The following is a 17126-nucleotide window of genomic DNA, read 5'->3' on the forward strand; positions in this document are numbered from 1 at the left end:
GAACACCTCCTCAAAGCCCAAAAGGCAATTTCAACTTTCCGTGCTTCAATTTTTGCACGAGTTCTCTCATCTGCTCATAAGATTTCAAAAGTTTGTTGATGTCTTGTACAGTTGTGCCACTACCTTTTGCAATCCTAAGTTTTCTGCTCGCATTCAAGATCCTCGGATTTCTTCTTTCCTCTGGCGTCATGGAATTGATGATTGCTTCGATCTTCTTGAGTTCCTTCTCACTCGCTTCTACATCGATCTTGGGGGCACCAGGTAGCATCTCCACTATTGAAGCGAGTGGCCCAAGTTTTTTAAGTTCTCTGAGTTGCTCACGAAAATCTTCAAGTGTGAACTGAGATTGCAATAACTTCTTAGCTGTAACTTCCATCTTTTCCCTGTCGAGTTCTTTCTCAACTTTTTCTATGAGACTCAGTATGTCTCCAAGACCAAGGATTCTACCTGCGATTCTGTCCGGATAGAATGGTTCAAAAGCGTCGAGCTTCTCACCCACACCAATGAATTTGATGGGCTTCCCTGTAACATAACTTATCGAAAGAATGACACCTCCACGAGCATCTCCATCCAGCTTCGTCACAATGAAACCAGTCAATGAAAGTCTTTTATCGAACTCCGAAGCCGAATTCACAGCATCTTGACCAACCATCGCATCGACGACCATGAGTATCTCGTCTGGATCCATCATCGCCTTTATATCTTCAAGTTCCTTCATCATCTCTTCATCTATGTGGAGTCTACCAGCGGTGTCAAGCACAAGTACGTTGCAATGAAGATCTTCGGCAACTTTCAGTGCATCCTTGACGATCTTCAAAGCATTCTTCCTATCTCCACAGAAGACTGGCACATTTATGTTCTTACCAAGCTTTTCAAGCTGATCTATCGCAGCAGGTCTATAAGTATCTGCAGCAACGAGCAAAGGACTTCTACCAGATTTTCTCAAATACAAAGCCAACTTACCGGCAGTGGTGGTCTTTCCACTACCTTGAAGTCCTACGAGCATAACGACAGCTGGATGGTGCTTCAACTGCAATGGAACATTCGTACGTCCCATTATGTTTATGAGTTCATCTCTGACAATTTTGATGAATTGCTGATCCGGAGTGAAACTCTTGAGCACCTCTTCGCCGAGGGCTTTCTGTTTAACGGTTTCTATGAAATCTTTGACCACTTTATAGTTCACATCAGCTTCGAGCAGGGACAACTTCACCTGCTTCACCGCTTCACTGATGTTTTTCTCTGTTAACCTTCCTTGACCAGTTATCGCCCTGAAAACCTTCGATAGTTTTTCCTGAAGATTTTCGAACATCAGCAACACCTTTACTCATATTACGCTACCGTCGGTAAGAAATCAATTAACGCACGAAGCTTTTTCGATACGGTTAAAGCTCAATTATGTTACAAGTGTTGAACGATGAATGTGTGTGTTATTTTAATTGAAAAGAAAATATCATGAATGTATCACAAACCGATCCGAGATTTTTTCAACGAGTGTTCAACTTTTTGAGTGTTCTAAGTTAACTTATGTGCTGTATAAATTTGTTCGCATGGCGAAGTATTCAAATCCATTCAGAGCGCTTAGGAACAGAAACTATCTGTTGTTTTGGTTACCCCAGAGTGTTTCACTGATTGGAACTTGGATCGATACAACGCTCAGGGGTTGGGTTGCCGTCAACCTATTTTCAGAAAACGAAGCTGCAGGGTTCATAGGTTTGGTTGCCTTCCTGAAAGGTCTACCGACGGTGATACTCTCTCCAGTGTGCGGTGTTATGATAGACTGGTTTGGTCCCAAGAATGTTTTACTGTTCACACAAATAGCTGATGCATTGAATGCAACTTTGATGGCTTACTTGGTTCATAAAGGTGTTCTCAGTGCCCTTCAGTTGCTTTTCCTTAGCTTGGTCATGGGGATCTCCCAGGCGTTCTATTTACCTTCGCGAAACACTTTCATTGGGACCATAGTACCACGAAGCTTGTTATCAAACGCACTTGCATTACACGCAATGATATTCAATTTCGCCAGAATGATAGGTCCATCCATAGCTGGGTTCATCGTTGAATACAAAGGTATGAGCTTTGGTTTTCTAATCAATGCGATCACCTTCTTACCACTCATAGTCTCATTGTTTTTCATCAAAGGTGAAAAAGCTAACGTTCAACAACCTGAGCGAAATTTCTTTACTGACATGCGTGCAGGGGTTGTTTATATCGCATCCCACAAGGTATTACTGGTAACCTTCTTATCCTCAACAATTTATGCCGTTTTCGGGATGCCATACAGCATGCTCATGCAAGCGTTCGCAAAGAGCGCTGTGAAAACAGGGCTCGTAGGTTACGGGTTGATCATGGGGTCCATGGGCCTTGGAGCGTTGGTTGGGGCAATGCTTGCTGGTTCACTTGAAGTGGATACAGTCGTCAAATTCAGGGAAGAATATTTGATACTTTGGATAGGCTTGAGCACACTGGTTTCGTTCATGTATCCTCCTGCTGCTTTCGTGATGTCATTCGTGAACGGAGCTTCACAAACGATCTTTTTCAACACCGCTAATACGAGGACTCAATACCTTTCACCGGCGAACATGAAAGGTAGGACTATGTCGCTCTACGCTTTGATCAACAATGGAGGTTCACCCGTTGGTACTTTTCTGTTCGGCCTTTTGGGCAACAAAATTGGTATAAGGAATACATATGGTGTACTCGCTTCTGCAATGATTGCATATTTCTTGGCGAGAAAAAGTATCAAAGCTTTGCAAATCGACCTAGAGGATCTCCCTCAGATCAGATAACTTACACCGCTCACAATCACGCTTGCCAGCAGAATGTATCTCAACCAATCAATGCCTTTTTTGACTGCAAATTTAGCTCCAAACCAAGCACCCACCATGCTTCCGATGCCTAAAACGAGTCCAGCCAAAATTTGAACCTTCCCATTCAGGAGGAAGATGAGCAATGAAAAGGGTGTGTACAAAAGTACGATGAAGACCTTCAATGCGTTGTTTCGCACCAAATCAAGCCCAAGGAGGATGGCAGTGAAAAAGACGAAGAAGAAACCTACCCCAGCTTGTATGAAACCTCCATAGAAACCGATCCCAAAAAATATCAATGTCACCAGTGGAACATTGAAACGCACCTTTTGATTACCAGTCCACATGGAAGGTTTCGCAACAATGAAAAAGGCCATCATTAAAAGTAGAACGCCTACGATCCTTTTCAACAGCAACTGTGGAATGTTGATCACCACATAGCTACCCAAAATGGAACCGATGGTGGCTGGTATCGCACAGAGGAGGGAGAGTTTCACCGGCAGCACTCTGTCTTTATGAAAACTCCTCACTGCTGTGATGTTTTGCAAGAGAATCGCAATCCTGTTTGTGCCGTTCGCTACACTCAGATCCATGCCAAGCAACGTCAGAAGTGGTAGGGTGATCAAACTACCCCCACCACCAACAACGTTGAGAAAACCAGAAGCTATGCCAGAAAGAAAAACGAGAAAGTACAGCAAGGTTCAATCCCCCTTAAGATTCAGTTACTAAAACAGTCAAAAGGTCGATCAGGTTTTTCAAATCTTTCAGAGAAATGTACTCAGCTGGTGAATGAAGATATCTCACAGCCAATGTGACTGGGACCATCTGAGCTCCGAATTCCATCGCCACGGATCCGTCTGTACCACCACCAGTCACGCCTACCTGAACAGGGATAGCGTTTTTCTCGGCTAAAATGAGGATTTTTTTCATCAATTCATAACTTGCAAAAGCACTGTTATCGAGCATCCTTAAAACTGGCCCATTGCCTGGAGAGATATCACCTGTGAGGGTAGAACAACACGCGAACGAATCGATAGCGTAACAAACGTCGACGTTGTGTCTGGCGACGAAAGCTTTCGCACCCTTCAAGCCTATCTCTTCTTGAACGGTCCAGACAAAATGCACTTTTTTCGCGAGCCTTTTGTTCTTCACCTTGTTAAGAACTTCGAACAGAGCGAGACAACCGAATCTATCATCGAGCGATCTCATGGCGAGGAATTCTCGATTAAGAAAACTCGCATGTTTTTTAAACACAGCGTAATCGAGAGCTTTCACGCCGAGTGATTCGGATTCTTGTTTCGTTCTACAACCTATGTCTATCTTGAGATTCTCAGCTGATTGAGTGGATGATAAATGCGGGGGTGTTACTCCAATCACACCTTCGATCGAACCAAATTCGGTAACGATTTGTAGATGGGCACCGAGGAGTAACTTATCATCGAATCCCCCGATCTTCCTGAAGTTCAAAGTTCCATCTGAGTTGATACCCGTCACAACGAGTCCAATCTCGTCCATGTGTGCCATCAACGCTATCGTTTCGTTACCCTCACCGAGAGTGACTATCAAGTTGCCCAGATTGTCCACTTTGTACGGCACATCGAGTTGACCTATCAAAAAGTCGCGTACTTTTTCTTCCCTACCAGACACACCCGGAATGGAGCAAAGCTCGATTAATCTTTCAACCAGTTTGTCCACATTATCACCTCGAAAAGGATTGTACCAAAAAGTTCGTTTCAGTAACTATTCGATTCGTCGGAACAAATAACCAATGCGTTTGATCAGTTTTTTTATCAAAAGGATCATCGTCGCACAGAACACAATGGGAAGAGCACAGATCAAACTTGTCACAAAGGACGTCGATTTGAAGATCATGAACAACAAAGATTGAAACTGCTCGGAAAAGATCGGCAAGATGCTGATAGATGAAATCAGCAGAATGAGGCCTTGGATGGTCAAAATTTTTGTTGGATTCAGCACGCGAGAAGGATTCACTAGTTCAACCTTGGTAGGTTGTTTTAGATAGAAGAACGTACCCAACGTTGATGCGAAGCTATACAAGATGAACACAAACGGTAGTAATATGTACGCAAAAATCGGTAACGAGAACCAGACATAAAAGAACACTAACATGCCGGCAAAAATGACGCTGTAAACAAAAGATGGTATGAATAGCTTCGGTAAAAAAAGTTGAAGCTCACTCACGGGGAAAGTAGCAGGTAATGGCCAGCAGGAAAGTTCTTGCTTTGTCAGCGACGCTGCGCTATAGGAAACGTACGTACCACTTATGATTGTGACCATCAGCAAAGCTGGGACAAACGAACGTGCAACGATGGCAAGCAAGATACCGAACACCACAGGATAGATCAGAGTGAAGATGGATTGCTCGCTTCTGAAAAGCAACTTGAAATCTTTCCAAAATAAACCCCCTCCAGAGAAACTGATTTTTTTCGCTGGCTGAGCAAAACTTTTCTGTTCGAAAGTGAGCCATTCGCTCACTTGCACAGAGGCAATTAAAAGTGAAAAGCTAAAAAGTAACATGAAGAATACATACAAGGGCTCATCGATAGCTTTGACTGGCCAACCAAATATGTTCAAAGGATGTATAAAACGTTTAAGAGAAAGAGTCAGAGTATGTACATCACTGTTCAAAAGTTCCTTCGCGTAAGTTGGTAAGAATTGGCTCACCATCAGAAAAATAACAACTGTGACTATGAGACTCACAACGGTCAATCGTTTTGCCGTCGATCTGCTGAGGAACAAACCAACGAAGCAAGAAAGAAGAACGGATAATGATAGGAGCATCATCGTGAAGAGAACAGCACTCATCAATCCGAACAGTGGATGTTTACCACGAGCGAGAGCATAAGCTGGAAGCACAAACACGTACAACACGACGGGAAGCGGTTGCAAAAGCAAAGTGAGACACATTTGGTATGAGACTATAGCCCAACGTCTGATAGGCAACGCTAAAAGAAGCTGCAACTCTTCATTGCGAACGAAAGAACTCACAAGGTTTGGTATGAAGGAAACTAAGAATAGAAAACCACTCACCAATGACCACTGCATGGCCAGCAAACTTGAAAGATCATATTTTTCAATTGGAAAAGAAGAAAGGACTTTGAACATCTCAAAAAATATCGAAGCGATTGGTAAACCGAAAGCGATCGATGCGGCGAGGATGAGAACAAAACTGGGAAATCGACGCATTCTGCCGCTGGAACGGTTGAAAGTCTTCAAACCGTATTTCAAAAGTACAAGAAATTGTCTCACGTCTCTACAACTCCTTGATTATCTGCGATATATCCTCTGTCGCCGTGAGCTGCAGGAAAATGTCTTCAAGACTCGCCATTCTATCTTTCACCAAATTTCTTAATTGTTCCATGGTACCTTCCACTATGAGGATCCCTTTGTCTATTATCCCTATCCTTGAACACATTTTTTCTGCTATCTCCAAAACATGTGTGGTCATGAAGATCGTGCATCCTTCAGAAGCATACTTTTGTAAAAGTAATTTCAAAATTTTTGCAGATTTGGCATCGAGTCCCACGGTGGGTTCATCCAAAAAAATCACTTTCGGTTTCCTCATCAGCACACTTATCAGAAGTATCTTTTGTTTCATACCGTGGGACATATCGGCAATGAACTTGTCCAAATAATCGACACCAAACACTGAACAAAGCTCTTCCACCCTCTGTTGTGCTATTTTTTCGTCCATATCAAAGATCTCAGCTACAAACTTCAAAAACTCGTAACCTTTCAAATTCGAATACATGCGCGGCTCATCAGGCACGACGCCTATGGATCTTTTGATTTCTATCTCTTTGCCCCACATATCCATTCCCAAGATTTTTACAAATCCAGAGGTCGGTTTGAGAGTACCTGTGAGCATTCTGATGGTCGTAGTCTTTCCAGCACCGTTTGGACCAAGAAAGCCATATATTTCTCCTTCAAACACTCTCAAATTCAATCCTTTAACAGCACAAACCTTTCCAAAGTTTTTCACTAAATCTTTGGTTTCTATGACCACGTTCGCCAAATTCATACCTCCTACAGCTTTTCAGCCACGAGACTCGCGAGTGGAGATCTGACACCCTTTTTGAGTGTTATATGCGCAACCAATGGATTCCCCATCAATCTCGAAGCCGCGTACACCAAACCGTTGCTGTCCTTGTCTAGGTAAGGAGTATCGATCTGATATGGATCTCCCACCAGCACGATCTTAGCGTTGTTGCCAGTCCTTGTGAGAATCGTTTTCACTTCGTGCGGCGTTAAATTCTGTGCTTCATCTATGATGATGAATTGATCAGGTATGGTTCTTCCTCTTATGAAACTCAATGCTTCTATTTCCATGATTTTCTTTCTCAAAAAATCTTTCAAATTCATTCCAACTTTATCGAAGAGAAACTCAAGATTGTCCATGATAGGCTGCATCCAAGGCTGAAGTTTTTCCTCGAGTCCTCCTGGTAGATAACCTACATCTTTTCCCATTGGGATGAGGGGACGAGCCACAATTATTCGCCGATACTTTTTTTGATTGATGGTTTTTTCCAATGCACAAGCAAGCGCTATCAAAGTTTTGCCTGTACCCGCCATACCGACTATCGTCACGAGTGAAACACTGTCGTCCAACATAGCATCCATAGCATAGAGCTGTTCTTCATTCAAAGCTTGGATACCCCACACGACATTAGAGAAGTCAATGGAAAGTTTCACTGCAACTCCTTTTTTTACCTTGAAATATCCTTTAGAACTTTTGATGTATTCGTTCTCATGAAAACCATCCAATTTTTGTCCTTCGACGATCACTTCTTCAACCTCTCTGTAACCATCTGGGAGCGTAGTCAGGTTTGAACGGTCAGTGAGGTAATCCTGAGCTTCAATACCAAGTGCTGAGGCTTTCACTCTCAAACTTATATCCTTCGTGACTAGGATCGTTGGAATACTACTCGTTCTGCTCAATCTGACTACGTAAGCCAAAATCCAGTTATCGAGATACTTCGAATGGAAATACTCGATGAAGTCCCTTCTCAAATCAGTGAGGCTCATCACGAACAATGTTCCTCCGTTCTTAAGCTTGACACCCCTCGAAAGATCACCCAATTCTCTGAGCTTGTCGAGTTCCCTCACGACATGCCTCGCGGATCTGCCAACCGAGTCTGATCTTCGCTTGAGTGAATCGAGCTCCTCCAGAACAACTAAAGGTATCACCACGTTGTTATCCTCAAAGGCGTAGATGCTTTCAGGATCGTGCACTAGTACATTCGTATCTAACACATAATTTTTTACCATTCCTCACCACTCCAAGTTTTCACTAGTTCTGTCACATCCATTTCCAGTTCCTTGATCATCTTCAAGAAGACTTTTGCTGTTACGATGGCATCGTCCAACGCTCTGTGTGTCGGCTGTGGTAAGTCATAGTGTTTCGCGAGCCAAGGGAGTGTTTTTCTTTCTTTAAAGATGTACTGAGCGATTTCGTGAGTGTCAAGGAAACGAATCGTTGGAAGAAAAGTGCCGACTTCCTTGGCTGCGAAATCGAGAAAAGTCAGATCAAACTGTGCTCGATGGAAAACCATTATCGATTTAGTCATGTAAGCTTTGATCTTCTCAAAGACTTTCTCCATATCTGGAGCACTTTGAAGTTGTTGGTTGCCTATACCATGAACTTTTTCAATAACGGCTGGTATTTTTATCTTCGGATTCACCAGAGAATGGTATATCCCCCTATAGAGGATCTTACCTTTGTAGATGGGAACAAGCGCGACCTCAACGATTCGATCTCCTGACGAAGGGTCTGTTCCCGTTGTCTCAGTATCCATAGCACAAAATATATGATCGGTGAACTTGTTTCTCAAAGTATTCTCCCCTTAATATGAACATCGAGTTGCGGTAGCGGTATGACTATACCATTTTCTTCAAATTCCTTCTTTATTCTTTTTGCCAAGGCGTTGATGGCATCAAAGTAGTTTTCTTTCCTAACCCAGAAGAGTACTTCAAAATCGATTGAAGAGGACGCGAACCCACTGAAAAGAATCACATTCGCACAAGATTTTTCAACCAAAGGTTCTTCCTCAAGACACTTTTTGAGAATTTCGATCACCTTTGCAAAATCACTGTTGTAGGAAACAGAAACTCTCATGGAGAACCTTCTAGTATCACTCGGCCAGTGATTGATAAGTCTTTGATTCCACACTTGTTTGTTTGGGATCAGTACTTGCCTACCATCGAAAGTTCGCAGCACTGTATGGTTGTAGTTGATCATTTCAACTGTACCAACGATACCGTCTATCTCAACTATGTCTTCCTCGCGTAATTTTCCGGTCAAAAGGACTAATAAGCCAGAAATGAAGTTGGAGAGCGGTTCCTGTACGGCAAAGCCCACGGCTATACCACCTATACCGAGCGCAGTCAAATAAGGGATCAAACTGACCTGCCAGATATCCATGATCACAAGAACCGTCACAAGTCCAATGAGCGTTGCGAAGATCGTTCGAAGGGTATTCCTCATCCTGATCCTTTTTCCAAGCCTATCGGCAGCCTTGACTGCCGCATTGTAGATGAATTTATAGACTAGAAAAGCCACAACGATGGCTATGGCAGTTTTGATGAGTGTGACTATGGTATGCATATTCAGCGCGTACCTCCCTCCTTCGGTCAAACAAAAATAATAACATACAACCCGCTCGAGCTTCCGCTTCGAGTATAATCAGTTTGTGAGTGTAGGAGGTGGAAGATGTGAAGATCGTGGAGTCCGCACCGAACTTCAGTGAAGGTAGAAGGGAAGAAATAGTGAGGGAAATAATTGCTCAGGCTGAAGGAGTTAAGGAAGTCTGGATTTTGGACTGGTCTATGGATCCAGATCACAACAGATCTGTCGTGACGCTCGTTGGGGCACCGGAACCTTTGATTGAAGTTCTTTTCAAAATGACGAAGAAAGCTATGGAACTGATAGACATGAGAGTACACAAGGGGGAACACCCACGCATGGGTGCAACGGACGTTATACCACTGGTACCAGTGATGAACATAACAATGGAAGAATGCGTAGAACTCTCAAAAAAGCTCGGAAAAAGAATTGGTGAAGATCTGGGTATACCAGTTTTCCTGTATGAAAAATCCGCCTCAGCTTCGCACAGAGAGAATCTTTCCGAAATAAGGAAGGGGGAATTCGAAGGATTCTTTGAGAAAATAAAAGATCCTCTCTGGAAACCAGATTTTGGACCGGCTCAGGTACATCCAACTGCAGGTGTTACAGCCGTAGGTGCACGAGAGTATTTGATAGCATTCAATGTCAATCTTGGAACCAACAGGATAGAAATCGCAGAAAAAATAGCCAAAGCTGTGCGCCATATAAGTGGTGGATACAGATACGTGAAGGCGATCGCGGTGGAGTTGAAAGAAAAAGGTATAGTACAAGTTTCTATGAATATGACGAACTATAAGAAGAGCCCACTCTTTAGAGTGTTCGAAACGATAAAGCGTGAAGCGGAAAGGTATGGAGTTCCTGTGATTGGAAGCGAAATCATAGGAATGGTACCGATTCAAGCGATGCTTGAAGTTGCACAGTTCTACCTGCAGATAGACGATTTCAATGTGAACCGAATCATAGAGACCAAGATTCTAGAGATCCTTGCCAAAAAGTTGGAAGGGGAAGAAAAATGATACAGCTTCTTGTCTTTGCGAAAAAACTTTACACACCCACTGGCGTCACTGCCAAGGTCGGACAATATATGTCCAAACTGAGTATTTTGGAAGACATCTATATCTGGATTGAGGACGGTCGGATAGTTGAACTTGCTTCCAAGATGCCAAAAAGCTTTGTACGGTTCATAGAAGCTGACCTAGTGGTGCCTGGCTTTGTGGATTGCCATACTCACGTTCCCTTCTATGGTTTCAGAGAAAACGATTTTCTCAAACGTGTCGGTGGTATCAGCTATCTTCAACTTCACAGCTCAGGCGGTGGTTTGTACGAAACAGTGGAAAAGGTTAGACGGGCCTCGGAGAAGGACCTTGTAAGATTCAATCTGAAAATTCTCAGCCATTTGCTGAAGAAGGGCGTCACAACCATAGAGTGCAAAAGCGGTTATGGACTCGATAGAGAGAGTGAATTGAAACAATTGAAAGTTATACACACGTTGTCTAAGATTGTGCCTCAGGATATAGTCGCTACGTTCATGGGAGCACACGCCATCCCAAAAGGTGTAACCGAAAAAGACTACGTGAATCTTTTGATAGAGATGTTGAACGAGGTGAAACAGTACACTGGTTTTGTGGATATCTTCTGTGACAGAGGTGCTTTCGATGTGGAATCCGCAAAGATGTATTTGCTCAAAGCTGTTGAAAAAGGTTTTAAGGTGCGCGTGCACGCGGATGAACTTGAAAGCATTGGTGCAAGCAAGTTAGCCGCCGAACTTGGAGCAGTTTCCGCGGATCATTTGTTGAAGATAGACGATGAATCGATCAAAGCTTTATCGAAAGCTGGTACTGTGGCTGTGCTTATGCCTGCCACGAGTTTCCATTTGAACGAGAACTATGCTCCAGCCAGAAAACTCATTGAATACAATGTACCAGTAGCTCTCGCTAGTGATTTGAACCCTGGATCCAGTCCGACGCTCGAGCCAAGTTTAGTCATGCACCTAGCTGTGAGGTATTTGAAGATGACGCCAGAAGAGGTTCTAACAGCTTACACTTTGAACGCTTCGCATGTTCTCGGTTTGGCGGACAAGCTTGGAACTTTGGAAATTGGGAAACAAGCGGACTTGGTTTTGTACGATGAAGTAGACCTTTTGACGTTACCTTACATGGTAGGTTTGATGCCTAAAGCTGTTGTGAAAAGGGGTCAAGTGTTTGAAAATTAATGTGATTGTTCTTGGAAAAATGAAGGGTTTCGCACGCATGGCAGTAGAAGAGTACAAAAAGATGCTCTCTCAATTTGTTGACGTAGAACTGATAGAATTAGGACACGATAACGTTGAAAACGAATCTACGCTGAAAAAGGACGCAATGAAAGTGCTTAGAATACTCAAGAACGATGATTACGTCGTATTGTTGGACGAACGTGGTGTTAGTTACGATTCTGTTTCGTTCGCACATCATTTGTGGGATCTTTTGGTGAGAAATGGAAAGATCATTTTTATCGTGGGAGGACCCTTCGGAGTCGATCAAAATTTGAAAAAAAGAGCAAACGAGTTGGTTTCTCTTTCGAGCATGACTTTAACACATCGCCTTGCGACCATAGTTCTGCTGGAACAGTTGTTCAGAAGTTTTAAGATACTGAACAACCAGAGGTACCATTACTGATTTGGGAGGGAGAGAACTGGTGGAGGATCCATACAGTAGTCTGTTCCAACTGCTAGCCATGATCACTTTACTCACACTTTCAGGAATTTTCTCCGCTTCGGAGACTGCTCTCACTTCCTTGAGTCGATTGAAACTCATCAAGAAAGGTGAACAAGAATCGATACACCGTGTCAACCGTATGTTGACGGCTGTTCTCATAATGAACAACTTCGTCAACCTCATGCTCTCATCAGTTGCAACTCTGCTGTTCGTTAAATTGTTCAAAGATGTCAACCAAGGAGTTGTTGCACTGCTTGGAACCGTGTTCGTCACCTTTGTTGTGCTTGTGTTCGGTGAGATTTCTCCGAAGATATACGCGAGAGAGTATGCAGAACGCATCTATGGTTGGTCTGAGAAATTGCTCCGTTTCCTTGAGCGTCTCCTTTCTCCAGTCATTAAGCCGTTACTCTTCCTGAGTAATCTCACCGTCAAACTTTTTGGTGGAGAAGCCATGGAAGATGCCCCGTTCATAACATCTGAAGACATTCTCAACGCTGTGAGTGCTGGTACTGAGGATGGAACGATAGGAAAACAGGAAGGAATGATAGTCGAGCGGACATTCAAGATGAGCGAGACAGCCATAAAAGAAATCATGACACCCAGGGTAGATGTGGTGGCAATAGAGGAAAGTGCAACAATTGAAGAGTTCATCAGACTGGTGAACAAAGAAGGTTATTCACGTATACCCGTTTTCAAAGAAGACATCGACGACATAGTGGGTATCTGTTATGTCAAAGACGCTGTGGGCCTCGTAGAGCAGTTTGGGTGGGACAGCATTAAAACCAAGAAAGTTGCCGAAATCATGCGCGAACCAATTTTCGTTCCAGAAACTATGAGAATAAGTACGCTTTTAAGAATTTTTAAAGAAAAAAAGATGCATATGGCAGTCGTGGTTGATGAATTCGGAGGTACGGCTGGTATCGTGACGTTGGAAGACATACTTGAGGAATTGATCGGCGAGATCATGGATGAGTACGACTACGATGAAACGAGTAATATAAGAAAAGTTTCTGAAAACACTTATATGGTGAAGGGCACCACTCCATTGAACGATATAGAGCGTGAACTGGGTGTAGAATTCCCAGAAACTGAGCATGAAACGCTCGCGGGATATCTCTTAGAACAGTTTGAAAGGATACCGTCTGTCGGTGAAGAGCTCGATTTGAATGGTTTTCATTTCAAAATTGTGGCTGCAACGAAGAGCAAGATCGAGAGAGTTCTGATGAGCATAAAAAGGAGAGAAAAAGATGAACGAAGCGAAGCTGATAGAAAAAGCAATTGAAGCTATGAACAGAGCTTATGCACCGTATTCCAATTTCAAGGTTGGAGCAGCCCTTTTGACCAAATCTGGGAAGATCTTCGTCGGTTGCAACGTGGAGAATGCTTCCTTTGGGTTAACCATATGTGCAGAACGCGTGGCGATCTTCTCTGCCGTGACGGCAGGAGAAACTCAATTCGAAAAGCTCGTGATCGTTGCAGATACAAATCTTCCAGTCAGCCCGTGCGGTGCATGTAGACAAGTGATGAGCGAATTTGGAGATTTCGAGGTTTTGCTAACCAATAGGAGAGGTGATATAATGAAAACGCGCGTTTCGGAACTCTTACCTCATGCGTTCAAATTCGAGGGGAGATAAATTTGAAGTCGGGCTTTGTAACGATTGTGGGGAGACCAAACGTTGGCAAGTCTAGCTTAATAAATACCTTCATGGGAAGGAAAGTGCTCATTGTGACTGAAAAACCTCAAACGACGCGAAATCGAATTCGTTGTATCTACACAGATTCAGACCATCAAATAATCTTCATAGATACACCCGGAATTCACAAACCTTTGCACAGGCTGGGACACTTTATGGTGGAAGCAGCTGTGCAAGCGATGAAGAGTGTAGATCTTATATTGTTCGTTATCGATGCTACGAAAGGCTGGGGTGAGCCGGAAGAACAAATATTGGAACTTTTAAGGTCTTCTAAGAACAAAAGCTTTCTTGTGATCAACAAAATAGACATTGCAGAAGATTATCAACGTTTGGCTGAGTTTGCACAACAAAAACACAGTTTCGAAGGGATCTTCTTCACAAGCGTTGTGAAAAATGAAGGTGTGATGGAACTCTTCGAAGCCATCAAACAAGCTTTACCTGAGGGACCCATGTACTTCCCACCTGATACTGTTACCGATCGACCTCTCTCTTTCCAGTTCTCAGAGATCATCCGTGAAAAAGTATTGTTACTCACGAGAGATGAAGTACCTCATTGTGTTGCAGTGATCATTGACGAAGTCGTTGAGAGAGAAAATGGTGTCGTTTACATTGCTGGAACAATATATGTCGAGAGGGACTCTCAAAAGGGTATCCTGATAGGCAAGGATGGAAAAATGATCAAGCAAATTGGCACACTTGCAAGATTGGAAATAGAAGCACTGTTAGGTAAAAAGGTTTACCTTGATTTACACGTGAAAGTCAAGAAAAACTGGAGAGATAAAGATTTCATCATTCTGAACGAAATTGGTATGAAAGATGATTTACAGTGAGGTGTTTCACTTGCCGAAGCTCTACATAAACCTTTCGAAAGTGGCGAGCAACGCAGAAAAGATTCAAAGAATGCTTTCGAAATATCAAATCGAACTGGTGGGTGTAACGAAGGTAACTTTGGGTGATCCATTCGTTGCAGAAGCGCTCCGCAAAGTGGGTGTTAAAATCCTGGGTGAGTCCAGAATACAAAATATTGAAAGACTCTTGAAAAACGGTGTGAGCGGACCATTCATGATGCTCAGAATTCCCCAAATCAGCGAACTTGAGAGCGTCGTCGAATTGTGCGATTATGTTTTAGTTTCTGAACTTGAAGTGGTGAAAAAAATAGAAGAGCTTTGCCGAGTGAAAAAACGAAGAGTGAAACTAATTTACATGGTGGATTTGGGTGATCTTCGAGAAGGTGTGTGGTACGAGAGAGCTGTGGAAGAAATCACTGAAGCCGAAGGGTTGTGTGACTGGGCCGAGTTGTGTGGCGTAGGTACTAATCTCGGTTGCTACGGTGGGGTTCTAACCAATGAGGAAAACATGAATTTGTTGTTGAAAATCAGAAACGCTGTTGAGGAAAAGATAAGGAGAGAATTGTCTATTGTTTCTGGGGGTAACACTTCAGCTTTGAAACTCGCTGAAGAGGGAAAACTTCCATTCGGTGTGAACCAGTTCAGGGTTGGAGAAGCGATCTATCTAGGTACAGATGTCACGAACAACAGAGAGATTGACTGGCTTGAGAAAGACGCTTTCATTTTAGAAGCTGAAGTGATCGAAGTGAAGATCAAACCATCTATACCTGTGGGTCAAGTAGGATTCGACGCTTTTGGAAGGCGTCCAAATTTCGTCGACAGAGGTTGGAGAAAGAAAGCTATTCTTGCTCTCGGAGAGCAAGACACGGTGCCTGGCCATTTGAAACCATTGCAAAATGGAGCAATCGTTCTACACGCATCGAGCGATCATACAATAGTTGACGTCACTGAGCTGAACCACCATGTGAAAGTGGGAGATGTGATGAGATTCAGACTCAGTTACGCTGGGCTTTTGAGGGCCATGACAAGTCCTCACGTGGAAAAAGTTTATGTATGAAGGGGGATTCTCCTATGGCGTTCTTGGATGAAAATTATCTTTTGACCAGCGAAACCGCGAAGGAACTCTACCAATTGGTGAAAGATCTTCCCATCGTAGATGCACACAACCACAGTGACGCAAGGGAAATCGTCGAGAACAAAGGTTGGAAGGATATATGGGAAGTGGAAGCTGCGACTGACCATTATGTTTGGGAACTGATGAGGAGGAGTGGTATATCCGAGGAAAAGATCACGGGAACAGCGAGCAATTATGAAAAATGGCTTGCACTCGCTGAAGTCTTTCCAAGATTCGTTGGAAATCCCACTTACGAATGGATACATCTGGACTTGAGACGGCGTTTCGGTATTGACGAAATTATTCGCAAAGACACAGCAGAGATCATCTGGAACAAGGCGAAAGAAAAATTGAAAAGTGAAGATATGAAACCTCAGAAGCTTTTGAAGAACATGGGAGTCGAAATCATGTGCACAACCAACGATCCTGCAGAAAATCTGCTCTACCATGAGCTCGCACGTGAAAGATTGGAGGGTATAAAGATACTTCCCACGTGGCGACCCGACAGATTTTGCAAAGTTCATTCACCCGATTTCAAAAAATTCATTTTGCAACTCGAACAGCGAACAAACATTTCGATCGCGAACTTTCACAACTTCGTCGATGCTTTGAAAAAAACGCACGATCGCTTCAATGAACTCGGATGCGTTTGTAGTGACCACGCCTTGCTCGAGCCATTAGTACACAGGGTTGATGAAAAGAAGGCAGCTCAGATTTTCGAAAAAGCTCTTAAGACACCGACTTCTTACGAAGAGCATTTAGAATTCCAATCTCACATGATCTACGTCTTCGCTGAATTAGACAGTGAGAAAAACTGGACTATGCAACTTCATATAGGTGCCATGAGAGATTACAGAACTAAGCTTTTCGAGAAACTCGGCCCAGACAGCGGCGGTGACATCATCGCAGGTTTCGTTGACGTGGCTAGAGGTATGAAAGAGTTTTTCAACGATTTTGATGGAAAAACGAAAATTGTTCTTTATTGCATGGACACGAGTTATCTGTCCGTGATGGCTACCATAGCGAGATCTTTCGAAAATGTTTTTCTTGGAGCACCTTGGTGGTTCAACGATAGTCCGTTTGGGATGAGATACCAGCTCGAATACATTGCCTCGGTAGACCTATTGAGCAACTTGGTTGGTATGGTGACGGACTCGAGGAAACTGATGTCTTATGGCTCACGCACAGAAATGTTCAGAAGAGTTCTTTGCGATGTGGTTGGAACGATGGTCGAGAGGGGACAGATACCTTTGAGGGAAGCCATAGAAGTATGCACAGAGCTTTGTTATAAAAGACCCAAATCGTTTTTCTTTGGGGGTTGATCAGC

Annotated in this window: 17 protein-coding genes; 9 read left to right on the plus strand and 8 right to left on the minus strand. The window is 43.3% G+C overall.

Annotated elements, in window-relative coordinates; all coding sequences use genetic code 11:
• Nucleotides 1–10 precede the first annotated feature (10 nt).
• Nucleotides 11–1312 (minus strand): signal recognition particle protein, encoded by a 1302-nt coding sequence (gene ffh, locus NZ875_07280; GenBank protein ID MCS7175539.1) that lies wholly within the window; start codon nt 1310–1312, stop codon nt 11–13.
• A gap of 238 nt (nt 1313–1550) precedes the next feature.
• Here ffh and NZ875_07285 point away from each other — a divergent pair, with 238 nt between their 5' ends.
• Complete coding sequence (locus NZ875_07285; protein MCS7175540.1) at nt 1551–2789, plus strand: MFS transporter; 1239 nt, start codon at nt 1551–1553, stop codon at nt 2787–2789.
• Here the strand turns inward: NZ875_07285 and NZ875_07290 are convergent.
• Genes NZ875_07290 through NZ875_07320 form a run of 7 tightly spaced genes read right to left on the minus strand, consistent with a single transcriptional unit; the run spans nt 2777 to nt 9432 of the window.
• Entirely contained in the window at nt 2777–3505 is a 729-nt protein-coding gene (locus NZ875_07290; GenBank protein ID MCS7175541.1) for a sulfite exporter TauE/SafE family protein, read from the minus strand. The genes NZ875_07285 and NZ875_07290 overlap by 13 nt on opposite strands.
• 13 nt (nt 3506–3518) lie before the next feature.
• Entirely contained in the window at nt 3519–4502 is a 984-nt protein-coding gene (locus NZ875_07295) for a M42 family metallopeptidase (protein MCS7175542.1), read from the minus strand.
• A gap of 45 nt (nt 4503–4547) precedes the next feature.
• On the minus strand, nt 4548–6077 hold the full coding sequence (locus NZ875_07300; GenBank protein ID MCS7175543.1) for a hypothetical protein: 1530 nt from the start codon (nt 6075–6077) through the stop codon (nt 4548–4550).
• Between the two features lie 4 nt (nt 6078–6081).
• Nucleotides 6082–6843 (minus strand): ABC transporter ATP-binding protein, encoded by a 762-nt coding sequence (locus NZ875_07305; protein ID MCS7175544.1) that lies wholly within the window; start codon nt 6841–6843, stop codon nt 6082–6084.
• An 11-nt stretch (nt 6844–6854) separates the two neighbouring features.
• Entirely contained in the window at nt 6855–8096 is a 1242-nt protein-coding gene (locus NZ875_07310) for a PhoH family protein (GenBank protein MCS7175545.1), read from the minus strand.
• Entirely contained in the window at nt 8090–8623 is a 534-nt protein-coding gene (locus tag NZ875_07315; GenBank protein MCS7175546.1) for a 3'-5' exonuclease, read from the minus strand. The genes NZ875_07310 and NZ875_07315 overlap by 7 nt, the downstream gene beginning before the upstream one ends.
• Nucleotides 8624–8655: 32 nt before the next feature.
• Nucleotides 8656–9432, minus strand: coding sequence for a mechanosensitive ion channel family protein (locus NZ875_07320; GenBank protein MCS7175547.1), 777 nt, complete (start codon nt 9430–9432; stop codon nt 8656–8658).
• 107 nt (nt 9433–9539) lie between these two features.
• Between NZ875_07320 and ftcD the strand changes: the two genes are divergently transcribed.
• The 8 genes from ftcD to uxaC are packed head-to-tail and all read left to right on the plus strand — an operon-like array spanning nt 9540 to nt 17121.
• Nucleotides 9540–10466 (plus strand): glutamate formimidoyltransferase, encoded by a 927-nt coding sequence (ftcD, locus tag NZ875_07325; GenBank protein ID MCS7175548.1) that lies wholly within the window; start codon nt 9540–9542, stop codon nt 10464–10466.
• Nucleotides 10463–11662, plus strand: a complete 1200-nt coding sequence (hutI, locus tag NZ875_07330) for an imidazolonepropionase (protein ID MCS7175549.1) — start codon at nt 10463–10465, stop codon at nt 11660–11662. Before ftcD ends, hutI begins: the two co-directional genes overlap by 4 nt.
• Nucleotides 11652–12104 carry a 23S rRNA (pseudouridine(1915)-N(3))-methyltransferase RlmH gene (locus tag NZ875_07335; GenBank protein MCS7175550.1) on the plus strand — a complete coding sequence of 151 codons (453 nt, stop codon included), beginning with the start codon at nt 11652–11654 and terminating at the stop codon, nt 12102–12104. The genes hutI and NZ875_07335 overlap by 11 nt, the downstream gene beginning before the upstream one ends.
• Nucleotides 12105–12123: 19 nt before the next feature.
• Complete coding sequence (locus tag NZ875_07340; GenBank protein MCS7175551.1) at nt 12124–13425, plus strand: hemolysin family protein; 1302 nt, start codon at nt 12124–12126, stop codon at nt 13423–13425.
• A complete protein-coding gene (locus NZ875_07345) occupies nt 13391–13777 on the plus strand; it encodes a cytidine deaminase (protein ID MCS7175552.1) in 387 nt (128 codons plus the stop codon). Before NZ875_07340 ends, NZ875_07345 begins: the two co-directional genes overlap by 35 nt.
• A gap of 2 nt (nt 13778–13779) precedes the next feature.
• A complete protein-coding gene (era, locus tag NZ875_07350) occupies nt 13780–14667 on the plus strand; it encodes a GTPase Era (GenBank protein ID MCS7175553.1) in 888 nt (295 codons plus the stop codon).
• Nucleotides 14654–15742 (plus strand): alanine/ornithine racemase family PLP-dependent enzyme, encoded by a 1089-nt coding sequence (locus NZ875_07355; GenBank protein MCS7175554.1) that lies wholly within the window; start codon nt 14654–14656, stop codon nt 15740–15742. Before era ends, NZ875_07355 begins: the two co-directional genes overlap by 14 nt.
• 14 nt (nt 15743–15756) lie before the next feature.
• On the plus strand, nt 15757–17121 hold the full coding sequence (gene uxaC / locus NZ875_07360) for a glucuronate isomerase (GenBank protein ID MCS7175555.1): 1365 nt from the start codon (nt 15757–15759) through the stop codon (nt 17119–17121).
• The last annotated feature ends 5 nt before the right edge of the window (nt 17122–17126 follow it).

It is taken from the genome of Pseudothermotoga sp. (assembly GCA_025060105.1).
Classification (GTDB): Bacteria; Thermotogota; Thermotogae; order Thermotogales; family DSM-5069; genus Pseudothermotoga_A.

What these genes read in the sequence shown, in the direction of transcription:
- NZ875_07355 (MCS7175554.1), top strand. Translation starts at nt 14,654, where the DNA reads ATGATTTACAGTGAGGTGTTTCACTTGCCGAAGCTCTACATAAACCTT.
- NZ875_07315 (MCS7175546.1), bottom strand. Translation starts at nt 8,623, where the DNA reads ATGGATACTGAGACAACGGGAACAGACCCTTCGTCAGGAGATCGAATC.
- uxaC (MCS7175555.1), top strand. Translation starts at nt 15,757, where the DNA reads ATGGCGTTCTTGGATGAAAATTATCTTTTGACCAGCGAAACCGCGAAG.
- ffh (MCS7175539.1), bottom strand. Translation starts at nt 1,312, where the DNA reads ATGTTCGAAAATCTTCAGGAAAAACTATCGAAGGTTTTCAGGGCGATA.
- NZ875_07320 (MCS7175547.1), bottom strand. Translation starts at nt 9,432, where the DNA reads ATGCATACCATAGTCACACTCATCAAAACTGCCATAGCCATCGTTGTG.
- NZ875_07310 (MCS7175545.1), bottom strand. Translation starts at nt 8,096, where the DNA reads ATGGTAAAAAATTATGTGTTAGATACGAATGTACTAGTGCACGATCCT.
- NZ875_07345 (MCS7175552.1), top strand. Translation starts at nt 13,391, where the DNA reads ATGAACGAAGCGAAGCTGATAGAAAAAGCAATTGAAGCTATGAACAGA.
- hutI (MCS7175549.1), top strand. Translation starts at nt 10,463, where the DNA reads ATGATACAGCTTCTTGTCTTTGCGAAAAAACTTTACACACCCACTGGC.
- NZ875_07285 (MCS7175540.1), top strand. Translation starts at nt 1,551, where the DNA reads ATGGCGAAGTATTCAAATCCATTCAGAGCGCTTAGGAACAGAAACTAT.